This window comes from Bradyrhizobium ganzhouense, from assembly GCF_049949285.1.
Lineage (GTDB): Bacteria > Pseudomonadota > Alphaproteobacteria > Rhizobiales > Xanthobacteraceae > Bradyrhizobium > Bradyrhizobium ganzhouense.
Window position 1 is genome coordinate 7,959,886 of the sequence record NZ_CP181318.1, and the last position, 18,228, is coordinate 7,978,113.

At 64.8% G+C, this 18,228-nt stretch carries 12 protein-coding genes; 7 read left to right on the forward strand and 5 right to left on the reverse strand.

What is annotated here, in order from left to right; genetic code table 11:
• Window positions 1-299: 299 nt before the first annotated feature.
• Window positions 300-1,226, forward strand: a complete 927-nt coding sequence (metF, locus tag ACLFLU_RS37040) for a methylenetetrahydrofolate reductase [NAD(P)H] (RefSeq protein ID WP_426409588.1) — start codon at window positions 300-302, stop codon at window positions 1,224-1,226.
• A gap of 6 nt (window positions 1,227-1,232) precedes the next feature.
• A complete protein-coding gene (gene metH, locus ACLFLU_RS37045; RefSeq protein WP_426409589.1) occupies window positions 1,233-5,084 on the forward strand; it encodes a methionine synthase in 3,852 nt (1,283 codons plus the stop codon).
• A gap of 458 nt (window positions 5,085-5,542) precedes the next feature.
• On the opposite strand, the gene ACLFLU_RS37050 is transcribed toward metH, so the two are convergent.
• Entirely contained in the window at window positions 5,543-6,172 is a 630-nt protein-coding gene (locus ACLFLU_RS37050; protein WP_426409590.1) for a glutathione S-transferase family protein, read from the reverse strand.
• Between the two features lie 155 nt (window positions 6,173-6,327).
• On the opposite strand from ACLFLU_RS37050, the gene ACLFLU_RS37055 reads away from it, so the two are divergent.
• Together ACLFLU_RS37055 and ACLFLU_RS37060 are read left to right on the forward strand one after the other, a co-directional pair.
• Complete coding sequence (locus ACLFLU_RS37055) at window positions 6,328-7,275, forward strand: threonine/serine dehydratase (RefSeq protein ID WP_426409591.1); 948 nt, start codon at window positions 6,328-6,330, stop codon at window positions 7,273-7,275.
• Window positions 7,276-7,506: 231 nt separating this feature from the next.
• Complete coding sequence (locus ACLFLU_RS37060) at window positions 7,507-8,658, forward strand: BBP7 family outer membrane beta-barrel protein (protein WP_426409592.1); 1,152 nt, start codon at window positions 7,507-7,509, stop codon at window positions 8,656-8,658.
• Window positions 8,659-8,790: 132 nt separating this feature from the next.
• Here the strand turns inward: ACLFLU_RS37060 and ACLFLU_RS37065 are convergent, their stop codons facing one another.
• Window positions 8,791-9,384, reverse strand: coding sequence for a GNAT family N-acetyltransferase (locus ACLFLU_RS37065; protein WP_426409593.1), 594 nt, complete (start codon window positions 9,382-9,384; stop codon window positions 8,791-8,793).
• 271 nt (window positions 9,385-9,655) lie between these two features.
• On the opposite strand from ACLFLU_RS37065, the gene ACLFLU_RS37070 reads away from it, so the two are divergent.
• Window positions 9,656-10,753 (forward strand): ISAs1 family transposase, encoded by a 1,098-nt coding sequence (locus ACLFLU_RS37070; protein WP_426408912.1) that lies wholly within the window; start codon window positions 9,656-9,658, stop codon window positions 10,751-10,753.
• 40 nt (window positions 10,754-10,793) lie between these two features.
• On the opposite strand, the gene ACLFLU_RS37075 is transcribed toward ACLFLU_RS37070, so the two are convergent.
• The gene (locus tag ACLFLU_RS37075) at window positions 10,794-13,241 is read right to left on the reverse strand and encodes a penicillin acylase family protein (protein WP_426409594.1); all 2,448 of its coding nucleotides are present in this window, start codon (window positions 13,239-13,241) and stop codon (window positions 10,794-10,796) included.
• A gap of 217 nt (window positions 13,242-13,458) precedes the next feature.
• On the reverse strand, window positions 13,459-14,964 hold the full coding sequence (gene glpK / locus ACLFLU_RS37080) for a glycerol kinase GlpK (protein ID WP_426409595.1): 1,506 nt from the start codon (window positions 14,962-14,964) through the stop codon (window positions 13,459-13,461).
• Window positions 14,965-15,160: 196 nt separating this feature from the next.
• Here glpK and ACLFLU_RS37085 point away from each other — a divergent pair, with 196 nt between their 5' ends.
• Together ACLFLU_RS37085 and ACLFLU_RS37090 are read left to right on the forward strand one after the other, a co-directional pair.
• Window positions 15,161-16,519, forward strand: a complete 1,359-nt coding sequence (locus ACLFLU_RS37085; RefSeq protein WP_426409596.1) for an MBOAT family O-acyltransferase — start codon at window positions 15,161-15,163, stop codon at window positions 16,517-16,519.
• 2 nt (window positions 16,520-16,521) lie between these two features.
• Entirely contained in the window at window positions 16,522-17,415 is an 894-nt protein-coding gene (locus ACLFLU_RS37090) for a hypothetical protein (protein ID WP_426409597.1), read from the forward strand.
• Between the two features lie 6 nt (window positions 17,416-17,421).
• Here ACLFLU_RS37090 and ACLFLU_RS37095 read toward each other — a convergent pair whose 3' ends face one another.
• Window positions 17,422-18,195 carry an SDR family NAD(P)-dependent oxidoreductase gene (locus ACLFLU_RS37095; protein WP_426409598.1) on the reverse strand — a complete coding sequence of 258 codons (774 nt, stop codon included), beginning with the start codon at window positions 18,193-18,195 and terminating at the stop codon, window positions 17,422-17,424.
• Window positions 18,196-18,228 lie beyond the last annotated feature (33 nt).

Genomic DNA, 18,228 nt, shown 5'->3' on the forward strand with positions numbered 1-18,228 from the left:
TTGGGACGGACGTAGGTCACGTAACATTAAATTCATTCTGCCCACAAATATCAGATCAACCGCGTCAACCCTAGAATAGGCACATATATCTGATATTACTATATAATATATACTCCTTAACGACTTCCCACCGCCATCCTCCGTATCGCAATATTCGACAGTATTGTACCAAAAGTGGGCCATTTCCCATCTTTGATGGGCTGTCGAGAAACCTGCCTTTGCCCTATCTTAGCCTCTCCGAAGCTAGACCCGACCGCCGCCGCCAGACCGCTGGCGAACGCCCTGGAGTGAGTGGTGCCATGACCGATTTCACGACGCCTGCCCGCACCGACGGGCAAGATGGGCACCTCGCATCGAAGCGGCCTGCAATCTCCTTCGAGTTCTTCCCGCCCAAGACCGAAGATATGGAGCGGAATCTCTGGGAGACCATCAACCGGCTGGCCCCGCTCGACCCGAAATTCGTCTCGGTGACCTATGGCGCCGGCGGCTCGACCCGCGAGCGCACCCATTCGACGATCTCGCGCATCCTGAAGGAGACTGCGCTGCTGCCGGCCGCGCATCTGACCTGCGTCGGCGCCTCGCGCGGCGAGATCGATGAGATCGTCGACCGCTATCACGAGGTCGGCGTCCGCCACATCGTCGGCCTCCGCGGCGATCCCGCCGGCGGCATCGGCACGCCCTACTCCTCTCATCCTGACGGCTATCAGAGTTCGGCCGACCTCGTTGCGGGGATCAAGAAGCGGCACGCCGACATCGAAGTGTCAGTCTCGGCCTACCCCGAGAAGCATCCCGAGGCGCGCGACTTCGACGCCGATATCGATACGCTGAAGGCAAAAGTCGACGCCGGCGCGACGCGCGCGATTACACAGGTCTTCTTCGATAACGACCTCTACTTCCGCTATCTCGACCGCGTCCGCGCCCGCGGCATCAACATTCCGATCGTGCCGGGCATCATGCCCATGCACAATTTCAAGCAGGCCCGCAATTTCGTCACCCGCGCCGGCACCACCGTGCCGGACTGGTTCGCCGCGAAATTCGAAGGCCTCGATGACGACGCCGAGACCCGCAAGCTGGTGGCAGCGACGGTTGCGGCCGGCCAGGTGCAGAAACTGGCAAAACACGGCGTTGACACCTTCCATTTCTACACCATGAACCGCGCCGATCTCGTGTTCGCGATCAGCCATTTGCTCGGCATTCGCGCCAAGAGCGCGCAGAAGGCGGCCTAAGACACCATGACCGTATCCACCTCGCCCAAGCGAACCGCCCTCATCAACGCCGCGCGCGAGCGCATCCTCGTGCTCGACGGCGCCATGGGCACGATGATCCAGAACCTCCAGTTCGACGAGGCTGCGTTTCGCGGCGAGCGCTTCAAGAATTTCCATCGTGACCTGCGCGGCAACAACGATCTCCTGATCCTGACCCAGCCGCAGGCGATCGAGGACATTCACGCCGCCTATTTGCGCGCCGGCGCCGACATCGTTGCCACCAACACCTTCTCGACCACCTCGATCGCGCAGGCCGACTACGACCTCACCGACATCGTCTACGAGATGGCGCGCGAAGGCGCCCGCCTCGCCGGCAACGCCGCAAAGCGCGTCGCCGCCGAAGACGGCAAGCCGCGCTTCGTCGCAGGCGCCATCGGCCCGACCAACCGCACCGCCTCGATCTCGCCTGACGTTTCCAATCCCGGCTATCGCGCCGTCACCTTCGACGATTTGCGCAAATCCTATGGCGAGCAGATCAACGGCATGCTCGACGGCGGCGTCGATCTGCTGCTGGTCGAAACCATCTTCGACACGCTGAACGCCAAGGCGGCGCTGTATGCGATCGCCGAGATCACTGAAGCACGCGGCATCGACGTGCCCGTGATGATATCAGGCACCATCACCGACAAATCCGGCCGCCTGCTCTCGGGCCAGATGCCGGAGGCGTTCTGGAATTCGGTGCGGCACGCAAAGCCCATCACCATCGGCTTCAACTGCGCGCTCGGCGCCGAAGATCTTCGCGCGCACATCGCCGATATCGGCCGCGTCGCCGACACGCTGGTCTGCGCCTACCCCAATGCCGGCCTGCCCAACGAGTTCGGCCAATATGACGAGACGCCGGAATACATGGCCCGTCTCGTCGGCGAATTCGCTGCGTCCGGCCTCGTCAACATCGTCGGCGGCTGCTGCGGCACCACGCCGGACCATATCGCCGCGATCGCCGCGGCCGTCGCCCCGCACAAGCCGCGCATCGTTCCGGAGATCGACCCGCGCTTGAGGCTCTCCGGCCTCGAGCCGTTCGTGCTGACGGATGCGATTCCGTTCGTGAACGTCGGCGAACGCACCAACGTCACGGGATCGGCGCGCTTCCGCAAGCTGATCACCAATGGCGACTACACGGCCGCGCTGCAGGTCGCACGCGACCAGGTCGAGAACGGCGCGCAGATCATCGACGTCAACATGGACGAAGGGCTTCTGGATTCGGAAGCCGCGATGGTGACGTTCCTCAACCTCGTCGCCGCCGAGCCGGACATCGCCCGCGTCCCTGTCATGGTCGATTCCTCGAAATTCTCGGTGATCGAGGCCGGCCTGAAATGCGTGCAGGGCAAGCCGGTCGTCAATTCGATCTCGATGAAGGAAGGCGAGGACAAGTTCATCCACGAAGCCAAGATCGCCCGCCGCCACGGCGCGGCCGTCGTGGTGATGGCATTCGACGAGGCCGGCCAGGCCGACACGTTCGCGCGCAAGACCGAGATCTGCAAGCGCGCCTACGACATCCTGGTCGACCGCGTCGGCTTCCCGCCGGAAGACATCATCTTCGATCCGAATATTTTCGCGATCGCGACCGGCATCGAGGAGCACAACAATTACGGCGTCGACTTCATCGAGGCGACGCGCTGGATCCGCAAAAACCTGCCCGGCGCGCACATCTCGGGCGGCGTGTCGAACCTGTCGTTCTCGTTCCGCGGCAACGAGCCGGTGCGCGAGGCCATGCACTCGGTGTTCCTGTATCACGCCATCAAGGCCGGCATGGACATGGGCATCGTCAATGCCGGACAGATGATCGTCTATGACGACATCGATCCTGAATTGCGCCAGGTCTGCGAGGATGTCGTCCTGAACCGCGACGCGGGCGCGTCCGAGCGCCTGCTGGCGCTCGCGGAAAAATTCCGTGGCAACAAGACCCAGACCAAGGAGGCCGATCTCGCCTGGCGCGAATGGCCGGTGGAAAAGCGGCTGTCGCATTCGCTGGTCCACGGCATCACCGAGTTCATCGAGCAGGACACCGAAGAAGCCCGCAAGAATTCGTCGCGTCCGCTCGACGTCATCGAGGGCCCGCTGATGGCGGGCATGAACGTGGTCGGCGACCTCTTCGGCGACGGCAAGATGTTCTTGCCGCAGGTGGTGAAGTCCGCGCGCGTCATGAAGCAGGCGGTGGCCTGGCTGATGCCGTTCATGGAAGAGGAAAAGGCGCGCAACCTTGCGAACGGCATCGGCACGGAAGGCTCCTCTTCCGCCGGCAAGATCGTGCTCGCCACCGTGAAGGGCGACGTCCACGACATCGGCAAGAACATCGTCGGCATCGTGCTCCAGTGCAACAACTTTGAGGTCATCGATCTCGGCGTGATGGTGCCGGCTGCAAAGATCGTCGAGACCGTGAAGGCGGAGAAGGCCGACATCGTCGGCCTGTCCGGCCTGATCACGCCCTCGCTCGACGAGATGGCGTTCTTCGCCGGCGAACTCCAGCGTGAAGGCCTGAAGCTGCCGCTCTTGATCGGCGGCGCCACGACAAGCCGCGTGCATACCGCCGTGAAGATCGACCCGAGCTATCGCGCCGGCCCGGTCGTGCATGTCAACGACGCAAGCCGCGCTGTCGGCGTGGCTTCCTCGCTGCTCTCGCCGGAGAAGCGCGAGGCGTATGCGGCGGATGTTCGCGCCGAATACGCAAAGATCTCCGATGCGCATTTCCGCGCGCAGGCCGACAAGAAGCGACTGAAGCTGGAGGCCGCGCGCGCCAACCGCGTGCCGGTCGACTTCGCCGTGAACAAGCCGGTGAAGCCGACCTTCCTCGGCACCAGGAGCTTTGACGAGTACGACCTCGCCGAGCTGGTGCCCTATATCGACTGGACGCCGTTCTTCCAGACCTGGGAGCTCGCCGGCCGCTTCCCCGCGATTCTCGACGATGTCAAGGTCGGCGAAGTCGCCCGCTCGCTCTATGACGACGCGCGAAAAATGCTCGACCTCATCGTCAAGGAAAAATGGTTCCGGGCGCGCGCCACCGTCGGCTTCTGGCCGGCGAATGCGCAGGGCGACGACATTGTGCTCTATGCCGACGAGAGCCGTACCAAGAGCATCGCGACACTGCACACGCTGCGCCAGCAGCTCGAGAAGCGCGAGGGCCGCTTCAACGCGGCGCTCGCCGACTTCATCGCGCCGGCCGGCGTGCCCGACTATGTCGGCGGCTTTGTCGTTACCGCCGGCATCGGCGAGGACGCGGTCGCCGACCGCTTCAAGATGGCGAACGACGATTACTCCTCGATCCTGTGCAAGGCCCTGGCTGACCGCCTTGCCGAAGCCTTTGCCGAGCGCATGCATGCGCGCGTGCGCCGCGAGTTCTGGGCCTATGCGCCGGACGAGGCACTGTCGACCGACGATCTGATCCTGGAGAAGTACCAGGGCATCCGCCCCGCCCCCGGCTATCCCGCACAGCCCGATCACACCGAGAAGGCGACGCTGTTCGAGCTGCTCGATGCGGAAGCCACCGCCGGCGTAAAGCTGACCGAGAGCTTTGCGATGTGGCCGGGCTCATCCGTGTCCGGGCTCTATTTCGCGAACCCCGAGAGCTATTATTTCGGCGTCGGCAAGATCGAGCGCGACCAGGTCGAGGACTACGCCGCGCGCAAGGGCATGACGGTGGCGGAGACCGAGCGCTGGCTCGCGCCGGTGCTGAACTACATCCCGTCGCGAGAGGACGCCGACAAGGCTTTTGCGGCAACGCCAGCAAATGACGAGACGTCAAAGGACCTCGCCTCGCATCCGCCCGGCTGCAATTGCGCGGTGCATCTGGTCTGGCAGAAGAAGCGCGCAGGGGTGGGGTAACTTCCGCTCCGTCATCCTGAGGTGCGAGCCATGCGACGTAGCGCGTCGCATGGAGAGCCTCGAAGGATGAACGGCCGAGCGGGTGCAGCGGGGCCGTCGCCCTTCGAGGCTCGCCGAAGAGGCGAGCACCTCAGGGTGACGGAAAGCAAAAAGCCGAAACAACCCCATGCACAGTAGAGATGCGGTTGACGCGCTTGAACAATTTCGGTCTTACCGAAAATCGCTTGCTCCGTCGGGCAAAACAGCTGTATCAAGGCAGGATCGGCCACCGCGCCTATCGTCATTCCGCGGCGCGCGTCGCATCCTCGACTGTCGTCCTGGCGAAAGCCAGGACCCATACCGCGTGATCTATCGGTGAGGATTGCTAGCAGTCCCGAACAACCAGTCTTCGCCAAACCGGTCCCTGGGGTAATGGGTCCTGGCTTTCGCCAGGACGACATTGAGGAGACAGTGCACCCCTACCCCTTCGGCGGCGCCAGCGGCTGCACGATCTCCTTGAACGGGGCGAGCGCTTCGCAATGTTCGGCGTGGGCCGCGAGCGCCGGATAGCGCGCCGCGTCGAACAGCTGCGGATGTGCCTCGCGGGTGAAGCGGGTGACGCAGGCGACCGCGATGTCGGCGTGGCCGATGCGCTTCTCGAGCCAGTACGGCGTCGTCACCTTCGCGCGCTCGGCTTCCAGCACGGCGAGCACGTCGCCGATTTGCGCCTGGCAACGCTCGACCCATAGCGCCAGCTGCTCCTTCCGCAGCACGCGTTCGTAGAGCAGGCTGACCGCCTTGTCGCCGAGGCCGGAGGCGAGCGCGCAGATGCGCAAGTGTCTCCGCCTATCAACGCCGCTTCGTGGCAGCATCGTCTTTTCTGGCCCGACGAGCTCGTCGAGATAGTCCAGAATGATCGTGCTCTCGATCAGCGCCTCGCCGTCGTCGAGCACCAGGGTCGGCACGCGGCGCAAGGGATTATACGGCGCGATCCTGTCGGCATCGCCGAACGTCGACCACGGCTTGTGCTCGAAAGCGAGCCCGTAGAGCCGCAGCGCGATCGCGACGCGGCGGACGAAGGGGGAATCATATTGGCCGATCAGGAACATGGTTCTCGCTCTTCTCTGGCGTTGAACAAGGCAGGGCCGGTCAGTTTCCACGATGAGATCGCAGCGGCGCAAGGAAAATCCTGGACATGGAGCATTGCGCCGAATGCAACGGCGCCGGGACAATGTCTTCGGAATGCGCTATCAAGGACGGCATCATGACAGCGACATCAGACATCAATCGGGAGCGGATCGCGGCGACCGAGGCCGTCATCCGTCCGCACATCAGGCGCACGCCGCTCATCCAGGCCGATCTCGCCGATTTCGGACTGCCGGCGGCGCCTGTCATTTTCAAGCTCGAGATGCTGCAGCATTCCGGATCGTTCAAGGCGCGGGGCGCCTTTGCCAATCTGCTGCTGCGGCAGGTGCCGCAAGCCGGCGTGGTCGCCGCATCCGGCGGCAATCACGGCGCGGCGGTCGCCTATGCCGCGCAACGCCTCGGCATTCCCGCGACGATCTTCGTGCCCGACATCACCTCGCCGGCCAAGGCCGAGCGGATCAGGGGCTATGGCGCAAAACTCGTGATCGCGGGCAGCCGCTACGCCGATGCGCTTGCTGCGAGCGAAGCGCACCTCGCGCAGACCGGGGCGCTTGCCGTTCATGCCTACGACCAGGCCGAGACCCTGCTCGGCCAGGGCAGCGTCGGCCTGGAGCTGGAGCAGGACGCGCCCGGCATCGATACGCTGCTCGTGGCGGTCGGCGGCGGCGGACTGATCGGCGGCATCGCCGCGTGGTACGCTGGCAGGACGCGCATCGTTGCGATCGAGCCGGAGCAGTCGCCGACCCTGCACAGCGCTTTTGCGGCGGGAGCGCCGGTCGATGCGCCCGCCGGCGGCGTCGCCGCCGACAGCCTCGCCCCGCGGCGCGTCGGTGAATTGATGTTCCCGATCGCGCGCGCCCATGTCGAGCGGGTCATCCTGGTCAGCGACGACGCGATCCGGCAGGCGCAGGCCGCGCTATGGTCGAGCCTGCGCCTCGTCGCCGAACCCGGCGGTGCAGCTGCATTTGCCGCGCTGCTGTCGGGCCGTTATCGTCCGTCTGCAGGCGAACGCATCGCGGTGCTGGTCTGCGGGGCCAACACCACGGCGGTGAACTTCGACGGCTAGCGGCCCACTCTCCATCATTGCGAGCGTAGCGAAGCAATCCAGAGTCTTTCCGCCGAGGCAGCCTGGATTGCTTCGCTGCGCTCGCAATGACGGTGCGGAGGCAGTGTCGCTCATATTCGAGAACGAGGCTTTACGGCAACAGCCGGACGTTTTCGCTTCTCCCCTGCCTCTACTCCACCTTGCCGAACAAATTGTCGCATGGTTCAGTCCGCAGGACCTTGGGGAAGGCAGATGAATCGGCGGTTGAGGGCGGCAGCGGTCGGCGTGGCGCTTGCGGCGATCGCGCTCAGCAGCAGCGCACTTGCCGCCGATCTGCCGCTGAAGGCGCCGCCAAAGCCAGTTGATTTCAATCCGTTCTGGGCCGAGGCGGATTATCTCGCCTGGAGCGTGACCGGCGACAAGCTGCCGGCGCTGGTGACGACGAGCCCGGTCGGCACGCCGCTGGGCGTTGCCGGGGTGCTCGGGCAGCCCACCACCACCGTGCTGTTCGGCAATTCCAGCGTCAACGAAGACTGGCGTTCGGGCGGGCGGATCACTGCCGGCTACTGGTTCGATCCGCAGCGCAGAAGCGGCGTCGAGGCGTCGTTCTTCGGGCTGGAGAACGCCTCGACCGGCTTTGCCGCCAATTCCAACGCCTACCCAATCCTGGCGCGGCCCTTCACCAATGTGCTGACCGGATTGCCCGATGCGATCCTCTCGGGCTACCCGGGCTTCATCACCGGCAACATCGCCATCAACGAGACCTCGCGCCTCCTCGGCGCCGGCGCGCTCTACCGGCAGGATATTGGCGCATTGGGGGCAAGCCGCGTCAGCGCGCTCATCGGCTATCGCTATTTGCAATCCTCCGACAAGTTGTCGATGATGCAGACCTCGGTGCTCGATGCTACGACCGGCAACTTCACCGACAATTTCAACGCCGCGAGCAATTTCCACGGCGTCGATCTCGGGCTCGCCGGGGACTGGCGCAACGGTCCATGGTCGCTGGAATGGCGTGGCAAGGTCGCGCTCGGCGCCAACATCAATGAAAGCGACGTCTCCGGCTTCACGAGCCTCACGACGGCGGGTGTGACGACGACCTTCCCTGCCGGCGTGTTCGCCGTCGCCAGCAACAGCGGCCATTTCTCGCAAACCAAATTCGCCGCGGTGCCGGAGATCTCGCTGAAGGCGGGCTATCAGGTCGCGCCGGGATGGCGGCTCACGATCGGCTATGACGCGCTGTACTGGACCGGCGTGCAGCGCGCGGGCGGGCTGATCGACACCACGATCAATCCGACCCTGTTGCCGCCGGGACCGCCTGCCGGCCCGACCCGGCCTTTGCCGGTGATGAACACGACGAACCTGCTCGCGCAGGGGTTCAGTTTTGGGGTGCGGTATAGTTACTGAGCGTGGGGCAGCAGCGCTTGCTGCTACGTCATTGCGAGCGGAGCGAAGCAATCCAGAATCTTTCCGCGGAGACAGCCTGGATTGCTTCGTCGCAAGGGCTCCTCGCAATGACGATGGGGAGGCAGCCGCGAACTACTCGATCATCGGCACATGCTTCGCCGCCGTTCGCGACAGCGTGCCATCAAGCCGCGGATCATCGGCGATCTCGATCTGGCGGCGGAACGGGATGAAGCCGGAGCGCTGATAGAACGCGACGGCCGATGGGTGATCGAAGGTGCAGGTGTGCACCCAGACGCGGCGCACGTCGCCGCGCCACGCACGCTCCTGCGCGCGGTTCATCAGGAAGCGGGCGGCGCCGGTGCCGATCAGGCTGGCGGTGACGCCGAAATAGACCAGCTCGCACTGGCCGGGTTCGCGGAAATCCAGCTCCAGCAGGCCTTCGTCGCGGCCGTTGACGGCGAGCGCGTAGATTTCGATGCCTGTGGCGTGGATGATCGCGGCGAGCTCAGTGTCGGTCATGCGCAGCCGCGAGGACCACAGCCAGTCCTCGCCGACGCGGCGGTGGAGATCGCGGTACCAATCGAGCGCGGGCGCGTCGGCCTTGCGCAGGGTCCATGTGCCGGGCGGATCGGCGCGGGTAGTGGGGCGCGCGGTCATCTCCAGATGGGTGACGATTGCGGCGATCTTGCCGGCGGGGATGTCGGAATAGCCGTCGGAGAGGATCATGGGGCTGGCTCGTTCAGACTAGGCCGAAACAGGTCCGTTCCCTCCCCCCTTGCGGGGGAGGGCTAGGGAGGGGGGTAGCCCAGCAAAAGGTGCCGGTTGTTGATGATGCATCGAGCGTGGGTGCGCAATCGATAGAATCCCCGTGTGGCCCCCCCCTCCCTGCCCCTCCCCCACAAGGCAGGGGAATCGCATGTGAGCGTTCTCTGTAAGGCATTGCGATTTGGACAGAAATCGATTCTGAAGGAGGCTCCTGAATTGGCAGGAGCGGCCGATGGATCGATTCTCGGAGTGCTTCGAAGACCTGCCTGACCCGCGGGCGGACAATGCGCTGCATGATCTGACAGAGCTTTTGTTCATTGCGCTGATGGCGACGTTGTGCGGAGCGACGAGTTGCACCGACATGGCGTTGTTTGCACGGCTGAAGGCCTATCTTTGGCAGGACGTGCTGGTGCTCAAGCATGGGCTGCCAAGTCATGACACGTTCAGTCGCGTGTTCCGTATGCTCGATCCAAAGGCGTTCGAGACAGCGTTCCGGCGCTTTATGGAAGCCTTCGCCGAGGGCGCGAAGATCGCACGGCCGCAGGGCGTGATCGCACTGGATGGCAAGGCGCTGCGGCGGGGCTACGAGCGCGGCAAAAGCCACATGCCGCCGATCATGGTGACGGCGTGGGCGGCGCAGACGCGCATGGCGCTGGCCAATGTTCTGGCGCCGAACAACAACGAAGCCGCCGGCGCCTTGCAATTGCTCGAACTGCTGCAACTCAAGGGGTGCATCGTGACAGCCGATGCGCTGCACTGTCATCGCGAGATGGCCAAGCAGATCGTGGCACGGGGCGGCGATTACGTGCTGGCAGTGAAGGAGAACCAGCCCGCTCTGCTGGCCGACGCCAAGGCGGCGATTGCCGCAGCGGCCCGCAAGGGCAAGAAGCCGGTTGCCACCACCGATGCAGATCATGGGCGCAAGGAAAAGCGCAGCGCGCTTGTCGTGCCGGTCAAGGACATGGAGAAGACGCACAACTTCCCTGGCCTCAAAGCCGTCGCGCAGATCAGCAGCAAGCGCGGCAAGGACAAAGCCGTCGAGCGCTACTTCCTGATGAGCCAAAACTACAGTCGCACGGAGGTTCTGCGCATTGTTCGCACCCATTGGACCATCGAAAACGGCCTGCACTGGCCGCTCGATGTCATCCTCGACGAGGATCTGGCCCGCAACCGCAAGGACAACGGTCCGGCCAACCTTGCCGTACTCAGAAGACTTGCCCTCAATGTGGCCAGGGCTCACCCCGACACCACCACCTCCTTGCGCCTCAAGCTCAAGCGCGCCGGCTGGAACGATGCCTTTCTTTTTGAGCTCCTCGGCCACATGCGATAGCCCTGCCCCACAAGGGGGGAGGGAACGGAGAGAGTGGTGCTCACCTTGGCGTCAGCGTGATCGCCTCCGCGGTCGCCGCCTCTACCGCGGAGAGGCTGTAGAGCAGCGGCACATACTGGCCCGTTGCCCAGAGCGGGGCGAGGTCACGGTAGTGGCCGCTGAAGGGATCGCCGGACTGGCCGGGCGTGTTGATGGTGCGGCTTGCATCCCAATTGCCGACGTCGAGCACCATGCGGAACGAGGCGCCGGCGGTGAGCTGGTAATCCGAGCGGCGATAGGTGGCGGCGCGCGGCACGTTGGCGGCGCCGCCATAGGCGAGCGGGCCGACCGACAATTGCGCCGCCGTCGCCTTGTCGGCGAGCGGCATCAGCGCGTGATCGAACTTCGCGACATGCAACCGGCCCCAGCGCCAGGTGGAGGGATCAGGGCCAAGCTTGCTGGCGACATCGGCCACGGCCGCACCGAGGCTGTCGCGCAAAATCCGGTCACGCCCGGCTGCGGGATCGGCGCCGAACGACGCATCCGGAGCTTCCAGCGCGGCGACGAGCGCCGAAATGCTGGATGCTTCCGGCGCGATCAGATCGGCGGCCTTCGGCGCCGTGGTCTTCAGCAGCACCGGCCCAAGATGATTGGCGATCCAGACCTCGAACACAGCGGCCGCGGCGCTGTCCGCGCTATCACGCGCGTCCCACGGCTTGAGCAGATCGAGGCCCTGCTTCACGTTGGCATCGTCCGACGACAACGGCTGCAACAGCTTGACCAGCCGGCGCCCCATCATGGCGGTGTCGTCGTTCTGCAGATCCATGGCGTCGGCGAGCGTGACCTTGGTGTTGGCCACGAGCACGTCGGTGATGCGCTGCCAGCGCGCGCTGTCCGACCATTCGAAGCCGACCCTGCGCTCGTTGACGGGATAATCGGGCGGCAGGTTCATGTGGTTCGCCGTGGCGAAAAAGCCCTGCTTCGGCTGATAGGTTTTCGGCAGCTCGTCGAGCGACAAAAATCCCTGCCATTCATAGCGGCCATCGCCGGGCACCGGCATCAGGCCGTCGAAGTTGAGGCGGCGCGGCGTCTTGCCGGCGGCGACCCAGCCGATATTGCCCTTGGTGTCGGCATAGACCTGGTTCTCCGACGGCGCACCCCAGCGCCGCATGGCGCCGAGGAAACCGTTCCAGTCCTTCGCAGTCATATAGTCCGACGAGCCGAAATAGGCCGAGGTGCCGGGCTCGAACCAGATCGAGCGCACCGCGAAGGCGCGGTTATTCTTGTCGTCGACGAAGATGACGGGGCCGTGGCGGGTGAACTTCAGCTCGAGGTCACGATCGGCCTCGCCCTTCACCTGGTCGGTCTCGTGCACGATGCGCATGTCCTCCCAGCCATTGCCATAGCGATACTGGTTGGGATTTTGCGGATTGAGCTCGTAGACGTAGAGATCTTCCTGGTCGACGTTGAAGATGGTGAGGCCGAAGGCGATGGTGCCGTTGTGGCCGATCGAGATGCCCGGCAGCGCCGGCTCGCCGGCGCCGATCACGGAGAGGCCTGGCGCATTCAGCCCGACGATATAGCGCAGCGAGGGCACGCTGTGCTCGCGATGCGGATCGTTGGCAAGGATGGGGCGGCCGGTCGCGGTGCGCGAGGCCGCGATCACCCAATTGTTGGAGCCGATGGTGTCGCGCTGCTGGTCGGCCTCTGTGAGATATTTATCGGGATCGTGCGCGAGCGCGGCCTTCTGGTCTTTCGGGGCGGCAAAGGCCACTGGGCGCGTCGCGAGATCATAGGCCGCGAGCACCGCCTTCGGCACGCTGCAGGGATCGAGCCCTTCGGGAATTTTCGTGGTCCAGGCCGGCTCGAGCTTGACGCGAAACCGATCGGCATCGAGGCCGGCGGCGCAGGCAACCAGCGAGCGCTTCACTTCAGAAGAGACGTTGCGGGTCAGGCCGTGGCTGCGGATGCGGACGACGTCGTCAGCGGTCCACGCATCAGGCATGGTGCCGGCGATCCTGAACTCGATCGGCAGCGGACGCTTGCCTGCGCGCACGTCGGCGACATAGGCGTTCACCCCGGCAACGAAGGCCTCCGCATAGGTCTTGGCCTTGGGGCCGTAGGCCGCCCACTCCGCATTCATGTCGCCGCGATACAAGAACAGCCGCAGCGCCTTGTCCTGCTCGGCATAGGCCGGGCCGAAATCCTTCGCTAGCAGGCCGAGGCCGCGCTTGCGCCAGAGATCGATCTGCCAGAGCCGGTCGCGCGCGGCGTTGAAGCCTTGCAGGAAGAACAGGTCGTGCTCGTTGCCGGCATAGATGTGCGGGATGCCCCAGACATCGACCAGGATCCGGGCAGAGGCGTTGAGGCCGGCGACATCAGTCTTGACCTGCCGCGCGCTGGCGAGTGGGTTCGGTTTTTCGCGCGCGGTGGCTGGTGAGGCGAGCAGCGCGGCAGAGATCGCGGCGCCGCAGAGTTTTTGGATGACGCGGTTGAAATCCGTGTTCATTGTCGTTCTCCCGTTGTTGTTTTTTTGCGCACAGCTAAATCAAGTCCCCCGCATTGTCGTCCCGGCGAAGGCCGGGACCCATAGCGCGAGGTCTATCGATGACAGAAAGCGGGCGTAGCGAACGACGAGCTTTCGCAAAACTGCATCCTGTGGTTATGGGTCCCGGCCCCCGTGCGCAATTGCGCACTAGGCCGGGACGACCCGAGGAAAGAGTGCCCTACTCTTCCCCTTCGTCGCTTGCCAGCACGCCTTTCACGGCGCGCGCCCAGCCCGCGAGCTTTCGATCGCGCGTCGCCTGGCTCATGTTCGGCTTGAAGCGGTGCTCGAGCCGCCAATTGTCGGCGAATTTCGTCGGTTCGGGATAGACGCCGGCGTTGAGGCCGGCGAGATAGGCCGCACCCAGCGCGGTGGTTTCCTGGATCACGGGACGGTCGACCGGCGCGTCGAGGAGATCGGCGAGACGCTGCATGGTCCAGTCCGACGCGGTCATACCGCCGTCGACCCGCAGCACGATGCTCGCGGCTTCCGAGCTCGGCCAGTCCGCGCGCATCGCGGCCCAGAGATCGAAGGTCTGGTAGCAGACGCTCTCCAGCGCGGCGTGCGCAAGCTCGGCCGGGCCGGTGTTGCGGGTGAGACCGAACAGCGCGCCGCGCACGCGGGGATTCCAGTAGGGCGCGCCCATGCCGACGAAGGCCGGGACCAGATAGACGCTCTGCATGGAGTCGGATTGATCGGCGAGCGGTCCGGTTTCGGCCGCGTGCTTGATGATGCCAAGGCCGTCGCGCAGCCACTGCACCGCTGAGCCCGCAACGAAGATCGAGCCTTCGAGCGCGTAGGTGCGTTTGCCGTCGAGCTGATAGGCGATGGTGGTGAGCAGCTTGTTCTTCGAGACGACCGGCGTGGCGCCGGTGTTGAGCAGGGCGAAACAGCCGGTGCCGTAGGTCGACTTCATCATGCCCGGGCGGAAGCAGGCCTGACCGATGGTTGCGGCCTGCTGGTCGCCGGCGATGCCTGAGATCGCGATCGGGCCGCCGAACAGGTCCGGCGTGCTCTCGCCGAAGCGGGCCGAGGAATCCTTCACCTCGGGCAGCATGGACCGCGGCACGCCGATGATCTCCAGCAGCTCGTCGTCCCACTGGCCGGTGTGGATGTTGAACAGCAGCGTGCGCGAGGCGTTGGTGGCGTCGGTGGCGTGCACCTTGCCGCCGGTGAGGCGCCAGAGCAGGTAGCAATCGACGGTGCCGAACATCAGCTCGCCACGCGCGGCACGTCCCCGCGCGCCGGGGACGTGGTCGAGGATCCATGCGACCTTGGTGCCGGAGAAATAGGGATCGATGATCAGGCCGGTCTTCTGCGAGATCAACGGCTCGCGGCCTTCCGCCTTCAATTTGGCGCAGACGCTCGCGGTGCGGCGGTCCTGCCAGACGATGGCGCGGTGCACGGCCTGGCCCGTGGTGCGGTCCCACACCACGGTGGTCTCGCGCTGGTTGGTGATGCCGATCGCGGCGATATCCTTGGCCGTGATGCCGGCCTGCTCGATCGCCTCGCGGCAGACCATCATGGTCGAGGTCCAGATGTCCTCCGGCTCGTGCTCGACCCAGCCCGAGGCCGGAAAATGCTGCGGAAACTCAGCTTGCGCGCGGGCGGCAATCGAGATGTCGCTGCGAAACACGATCGCGCGCGAGGAGGTGGTGCCCTGGTCGATGGCGAGGACGAAAGACATGGAAGCTTACCCTGGTGTTCTCTTGGCGTTTTCTTGGCGTTTCCCCGGGAGGGGTCATTGTGTCGCGCCAAAAGGAGCGGATTAGGGCAGGAAGGTCAAGGTGGCTTGCGCGGTGGCGGTGCATCCAACTCGGGCCGGAAGACTAGGATGGCGGGAGCGAAGATGGTACATGCCAGACCGGGCATTTCGGGGCGGCATGAGTTTCACTTCGTTTCAGTTCGGCATCTTCGTTGCGGTGGTGTTTGGCGCTTATTATTTGCCGCCGTTGCGCCGCTTCCAGGTTCAGCTGCTGGTGCTCGCGAGCCTGGTGTTCTATGGCTCCGGCCAGCCCGAGCTGCTGCCGCTGCTGCTGCTCGCCGTGCTCGGGACCTATCTCTGCCTGGTGCTGGCGTTCGACAACCGCGCGGTCTGGATGCCGGTCGGCATCATCTTCAATCTCGCGCTGCTGGCGTTCTTCAAATACAAGCTGCTGTTCATCGACTTAAGCGCGGTTCACCCGACCGGCGTCGCGCCGCTGGATGTGCTGCTGCGGCTGCCATTGCCGATCGGCATCTCGTTCTTCGTGTTCCACAATATCAGTCTGCTGGTCGACCTGACGCGGGAGAAGCGGCCGCCGCCGCTGCGGGATGTGTTTCTCTACATCATCTTCTTCCCGCAGCTCGTGTCCGGGCCGATCACCCGCGCGGGGCAGTTCATGCCGCAGATCGCGCCCAAGCAAATCGGCGACGTCGACTTCGTCGCGGCCGCCAAATGGATCCTGACCGGCTTCTTCTTCAAGCTCTACGTCGCGAACAATCTCAACGAGATGACGTCCTATATGGATTATCCGCTCTACGAGACCGTGGCGACGGCGGACCGCTGGCTGCTCGTGTTCCTGTACAGCTACCAGATCTATGCCGATTTCTTCGGCTATTCGGCGATCGCGCTCGGCCTGGCGCTGCTGTTCGGCTACCGCCTGCCCGTCAACTTTGACCTGCCCTACATCTCGGTCTCGTTCTCCGAGTTCTGGACCCGCTGGCACATCTCGCTGTCCACCTGGCTCAGGACCTATCTCTACATCCCGCTCGGCGGCAACAGAAAGGGGCCGGCCCGGACCTGCCTCAATTTGATGATCGTGATGACGCTCGGCGGGCTCTGGCACGGCGCGAGCCTGAGCTATGCGCTGTGGGGCATGCTGCACGGCCTGCTGCTGGTCGCTGAGTGGCCGTTTCTGACATTGCTCGGCGAAGCCGGGCCCGTGGTGCGGGTCGTCCGCATGGGCGTGGTGTTTTTCTGCGTGACGATGCTGTGGATCTTCTTCAAGCTGCCGAACTTCGATCACGCGCTCGGCTATCTCTCAGGCATGTTCTCGCCGACGGACAATCCCAATCCGACAAAGCTGTTCCGCAACATGGCGCTGCTCTACGCCCTGCCCGTGCTGATCCAGCACCTCGGCATCGGTGCGCTCCTCGCCGGCAAATTGCGGCGATGGGAGCCGTATCTCTATGGCGCGCTCGCGGCGATGGCCTGGCTCGAGGCTGGCCCGGAGGCCGCCTTCATCTATTTCCAGTTCTGACCATGCCGCAATCATTCAGGCTTTGGTGGCTGATCAAATGCGCGGGCGTCGCCGCAGTGCTGCTGCTCGCCTGCGGCCTTGCCGCCGCGCGTTTCGGCTCCGCGCTGCAGCAGCCGACCGTCACGACCCGCGACGGCACCATCATCACCCTCAACCGCTATGTCGGGAAGCGCGTGCCTGACCTCGTGCTGGTCGGCAGCTCGGTCGCGTGGCGTCTCAAGGAGGAATATTTCTCGTACCCCCGCGTCCGCAATCTCGCGCTGGCCGGCGGCTCCCCGGTGACCAGCCTGGACATCGTCGCGAGGCAGAAGAGCCTGCCGAAGATCGTCCTGATCGAGACCAACGTTCTCACGCGCCTGCCCGACGACGCGCTGATCGCCAAATTCTCGGGCGGTGCGCGCACCGACGCGCTGTTCCTGCGTCCGGTGCGAACGGCGGTTGCGGCCTATGAGACGTGGAATCACACGCCGCCGGACGCTGCGGACGCGCGCGCGGAGCGGGATCGCCTGCTCAGGGAGCCGCCGAGCACATTCGACAACAAGGTCTATCTCGACCGTGCCGTGCAACAGATGAATGATGACGACCCCACCGTTCCGGCGCGGGTGAATGTGGCGCGCATCAGGGAGCTCATCGACGACATCGAGCGGCGGGGATCACGCGCCTTCCTGCTCGAGATTCCCTTCGCGGCGGAGATCGAGGAGTCGCGCATGGTCAGCATGAGCAAAGCGATCGTCCACGCAGCCTTCCCGGATCGCGAGCGTTGGCTGCCGATCAACCCGCCGTTGGACGAACTGCGCTGGGCCGACGGCGTGCATCTCGACGAGAGATCGGCCCTGCTCGTCGTGCGCGCGATCGAAAGCGCTCTGGCCGAGCGCGACGGAACGCGCGGCCGGTAGCGGCGGCTACACCGAAGCCGTGGTCACGCCGCCGTCGATGACGATGGTCTGCCCGGTCATGAAGCTCGACGCATCCGAGGCGAGGTAGGCGACCGCGCCGGCGATCTCGTCGGGTTCGCCGATACGTCGCAGCGGCGTGGTCGCGGTGCGGCGCTTGAGGTTGGCTTCGTCTTCCCACAATGCGCGGGCGAAATCGGTCTTGACCAGGCCCGGCGCAATGCAATTGACGCGGACGCCCTTCGGGCCCCATTCGCCGGCGAGCGAGCGGCACAGCGCGAAGTCGGCGGCTTTGGAGATGCCGTAGGCGCCGATCACGGTCGAGCCGCGCAGGCCTCCGATCGAGGAGATGATGACGACGGAGCCGCCTCCGCGCTCCGCCATCTGCGGGATCGCGAGCGCGGAGAGCCAGATGTTGCTCTTGACGTTCGAGCCCATGATTTTGTCGAAGGCCTCGTCCGTGATGTCGAGCAGCGGGCCGTAATACGGGTTCACCGCGGCGTTGCAGACGAGGATGTCGATCTTGCCGTAATGTTTCGTGGCGCCCGAGATCAGCGCCTCGACTTCGGCCTTGCGCGCGATGTTGCAGGGGATGACGGTGGCGTCACCGCCGGACGCCTTGATGCCGTCGGCGACTTCCTGGCAGGCATCCGCTTTCCGCGATGACACCACGACCTTGGCGCCGAGTTTTGCCAGCAGCTCGGCGGAAGAGCGGCCGATGCCGCGGCTGGAGCCGGTGACCACGGCGACCTTGCCGGTGAGATCGAACGGGGTGTTTTTCATTGTTGTTGCCTCTCGTCGTCATTCCGGGGCGCG